This is a genomic window from Cupriavidus sp. UYPR2.512 (assembly GCF_000379565.1).
Classification (GTDB): Bacteria; Pseudomonadota; Gammaproteobacteria; order Burkholderiales; family Burkholderiaceae; genus Cupriavidus.
Genome location: NZ_KB902974.1, coordinates 1 through 3,250, shown reverse-complemented (window position 1 = coordinate 3,250; position 3,250 = coordinate 1). Strand labels below are relative to the sequence as shown.

The 3,250-nt window shown below is 57.8% G+C and carries 6 protein-coding genes and 1 pseudogene; 1 reads left to right on the top strand and 6 read right to left on the bottom strand.

Translation table 11 applies throughout. From position 1 onward, the window contains the following. Window positions 1–116 precede the first annotated feature (116 nt). The 3 genes and pseudogenes from A3A5_RS45680 to A3A5_RS44780 form a co-directional block, all read right to left on the bottom strand. A complete protein-coding gene (locus A3A5_RS45680; RefSeq protein WP_369797781.1) occupies window positions 117–314 on the bottom strand; it encodes a ParB N-terminal domain-containing protein in 198 nt (65 codons plus the stop codon). A gap of 204 nt (window positions 315–518) precedes the next feature. After that, complete coding sequence (locus A3A5_RS0115585; protein WP_018311487.1) at window positions 519–725, bottom strand: hypothetical protein; 207 nt, start codon at window positions 723–725, stop codon at window positions 519–521. A 4-nt stretch (window positions 726–729) separates the two neighbouring features. Beyond that, a pseudogene (locus A3A5_RS44780) lies at window positions 730–914 on the bottom strand (DNA cytosine methyltransferase); the annotation flags it as partial. 527 nt (window positions 915–1,441) lie between these two features. On the opposite strand from A3A5_RS44780, the gene A3A5_RS41575 reads away from it, so the two are divergent. Then, window positions 1,442–1,888 carry a hypothetical protein gene (locus A3A5_RS41575; RefSeq protein WP_081623912.1) on the top strand — a complete coding sequence of 149 codons (447 nt, stop codon included), beginning with the start codon at window positions 1,442–1,444 and terminating at the stop codon, window positions 1,886–1,888. 44 nt (window positions 1,889–1,932) lie between these two features. Here A3A5_RS41575 and A3A5_RS44775 read toward each other — a convergent pair whose 3' ends face one another. From A3A5_RS44775 to A3A5_RS0115570, 3 genes are all read right to left on the bottom strand, one after another. After that, window positions 1,933–2,184 (bottom strand): HNH endonuclease signature motif containing protein, encoded by a 252-nt coding sequence (locus A3A5_RS44775; protein WP_232431355.1) that lies wholly within the window; start codon window positions 2,182–2,184, stop codon window positions 1,933–1,935. Window positions 2,185–2,509: 325 nt separating this feature from the next. Then, window positions 2,510–2,851 (bottom strand): hypothetical protein, encoded by a 342-nt coding sequence (locus A3A5_RS0115575; protein WP_018311485.1) that lies wholly within the window; start codon window positions 2,849–2,851, stop codon window positions 2,510–2,512. A gap of 75 nt (window positions 2,852–2,926) precedes the next feature. Further along, the gene (locus tag A3A5_RS0115570; protein WP_018311484.1) at window positions 2,927–3,118 is read right to left on the bottom strand and encodes a hypothetical protein; all 192 of its coding nucleotides are present in this window, start codon (window positions 3,116–3,118) and stop codon (window positions 2,927–2,929) included. Between the last annotated feature and the right edge of the window lie 132 nt (window positions 3,119–3,250).

Genomic DNA, 3,250 nt, shown 5'->3' with positions numbered 1-3,250 from the left:
GAGTTTACAACCCCACCCGCTATGTCATTGACCGTAAACGACTTTCTGCGGCGCACCAGCCGCCAGGAGTTGTGTGTAATGAGGTGCCTTTAGCCAGCTCAAGACTCAGCAGGTCTTTATTCCAGCCGGCTTTCTCGGCGAGCTTGTTGTCGGCGAGCACGTAGGCGCTGCGCTTCGGTGAGATGCGCAAGCGAGATGATGACTGGGACAACCGTCTGGCCGAGCTGCCGGGCAGCGAGCACCCGCCCATGCCCGGCAATGATGGTGCCCTCGCCGTCAATGAGTACCGGGTTAGTCCAGCCGAACTCACGCAAGCTGCCGGCGATTTGCGCGCCTCGCTGTGCGTATGCGCGTTGCGGACGTACGGAATTTTCTGTTCGATAGGCAGGTACTCGACCGCCAGTGCTTCGGGCATGCTCACAGGCCGCGCCTTAGTTCGTGTCGCGCGGGACATAGCCGGCGCTGGCTGCAATCGATGAGCTCGACAGCGGCACCGTTTCGGGCTGGTCGGCGGTCTGCTAGCTCACGTACCCGCCGCACGTAACGGACACGTCCTTCGCGTCGTCGTCGTCGAGTAGGTCGATGACGGCGTTCGCGTTGGCGAGCACTGCGGCGCGGTCGCGAGCGTGTACGGGCTGGCTCCCGACGACCTTGTCGAATTCGACTTCGACTGCGGCTTTTGCTTCGTCCTTGCCCGCGGCCAGGACTCTGAATGAATAGCTCATGGTTTCAAGCTCCTATCGCGTGGGCGATGCGCTTGCCGATCCACTGCAAAACAGGTACCGCCATGCTGTTCCCGAGGGCGGCATAGCGCGGGCCATCGGCGGCAGGCTTTTGCCGCGATAGGGAACAAGCGTGTAATCGTCGAGAAAACCCATCAGGCGCTTGCACTCGCGCGGCGTGATGCGCCGGACGTAGACGCCGCGATCTGGAATGCAGACCGCTTGCACTCAAATCCGACAATCACGACAATTCTGTCTCCCTTGCAACATGTATTTAGCCCTTCAACGGCGGCGCGCGATCCTCGAAAGCCGTCTGCGACTAGATCGTCACCCGCTTCGTTGAGACGTTCTGTTAGCGGGTCTAAGAACCGTGTGGACTCAACGCTGGTGCGTTGCTATCTGCTGCAATGGGCCCCTGTCGCGGTTCACGCCAGAGCGCCTTTCCGAACTGCTGCGCGAGTTTGGCATGAGACTTGCGATTTACCAGGGGCATCAAAGCAGACAGAGTAATTCCGACCCGGTCATCGCAGCCTTGGTGGTCGCGGTTTGAGGGGAGGATGATTCCCGATCGCTGGCGTATCGTTGGAAGCAGGCTACTTGAAATGCACTTCTCGCGAACTAAGCCGGATTCAATTCAGCAATGCAACCTCAATCCGCTACTTTGTTAGTCACGGGCGTTTGTCCAACGCACTATGACGATAAAAATGGGGACACGAACTATGTCGACAAATGATGAAAGCAGTTCCGCTAACAACGTTGATGAGTTGGCCAATTCGATGTCGGGGATGATAAAGGCGATTTCGCATTTATATGCACCGGAAACTCTCTATCAGTCAATTTTACCGGGCTGGTTCACGAACAACAATACGACAAACAATACAACCATCATCAACAACGAGAATAGTTCAGATCCAGCTATGGAGCGCGCAATTACGCGCGAGCACAGCTATGGACACCAAATTGGCTGCGTAATTGATGCCCTCTCTGTTCTTGTGGAGCAACAGCCAAAAGACATAAAAGAATCTCCGAAATTACAAGGCTTAATAGATCTCAAGAATGGAATTAATAAAATCAAAGATAAGACTTTACGTGCAAGGCTCGGCAAATCTGGACTCAGCCCTGATACTTATGCGCATTTAATTGATAAAATTTACAGTTCGAAGTGATGATAGGGTGGCGCCGCGGCTGTTCTAACGCGGCCCCCTTGAACTCAATATTGCGTCGGAGAAAATCGCAGCTCACGCGCGCTCACCGCCGTGCAGCATGCAGAGATTGCCCGCCCCCTCCCCCTGCTGCGGGCCGCTTGCGGCACTCTTGGTGCGTACTCGCGGCGGGGTCGACCGAAGCCACCGTCGAAGCGTGCGGTCTTGCGGTCGTGGCATGGCTTGCTCATCGCCTGCCAGTTGGTGCGGTCCCAGAACAGGGTCATATCCCCGCGATGCGGGATGATGTGGTCGACCACAGTCGACGGCAGTACGCGGCCCAGCGCCTTGCACTCGTCGCACTCGCACAGCGGGTGCGCTCGCAGATAGGCCGCACGAGCTTTGCGCCACGCGCCGGTATAGCCGCGCTCGGCACGGCGCGCGTTGACCTGCTGCCGGTGCTGTGCCAGGTGCAGGGGGCAAAGGGCAAAGGCCGACCCTGTTATTGACGAGCGCACCGCAGCCGGGATGCCGACATGGGCGCTTTGGCTTCGCAGGCACTGCGCGAGCGTTATTCGTGAGGGGGGACTGATTCCACGGTGGCTGAAATGTAATGGCCTTGTCCCACAACCGCAAGGGGCACATTCACGTAGGAACAGCGCTATGCGATGCGTGCCGGTGTATGTAGACCGTGTTTCCCAGGTCGAGCGCCCGCATTTCCAGTTTATTGAGCCTGTCGGCTATCTCGTCCGACCGGCGGTGCGTCGTGCTGCGCGACTTGCCGAACAGCTCCGCCACTTCGCGGATCGTGATGGGCGTCCGATGCCGGTCGCAGAAGTGGCGCGCGACGAGCAAGTCCATCATTGGCGGCGGTATGTCGTCGTGGCCCGGCATGAGCCAGTCTGCGAGCGCCTTAATAGCCTCTGTGCGGTCGCGGTCGAAGTAATAACGACGCTCGCCGCTGACGTAGTCGTGATATTCTGTCAAGCGGTGCCGGGCACGTAAGCAGGATGACTCTTCCATCGGCAGCAGTCGGCAAACCATGTCCCGAATGTTGGTGCACTACTGATGCACCTCAAGCGCGTTCAGGCCGTCGAACGATACTGTTTTCGGCCTGTTACCGTGCCATATCTCGGACTCTTTGACGTTCTGCCGCATGATCTTCGCCATGATGCTTTCGGGGCAAGGCGGGTATGCGCGCATTAAGTAGGCAAAATGCACGGCCTGCGGAACGGACAAGAAAATCGCGGTCATTTGCGGTACCTCCAAAATTTCAGCGTGCAGAAGTACGTAAAAAATGGCTCGTCGGCGGAATCTGTGGGTGAAAGCGGATGTGCGGCTAGCCGAGTGAAGCCCGATTCAGGTACTGATAGAGCTTGCGACAGG

Coding starts and splice junctions, on each gene's coding strand:
- A3A5_RS41575 (WP_081623912.1), top strand. CDS start 1,442: ATGTCGACAAATGATGAAAGCAGTTCCGCTAACAACGTTGATGAGTTG.
- A3A5_RS0115570 (WP_018311484.1), bottom strand. CDS start 3,118: ATGACCGCGATTTTCTTGTCCGTTCCGCAGGCCGTGCATTTTGCCTAC.
- A3A5_RS0115585 (WP_018311487.1), bottom strand. CDS start 725: ATGAGCTATTCATTCAGAGTCCTGGCCGCGGGCAAGGACGAAGCAAAA.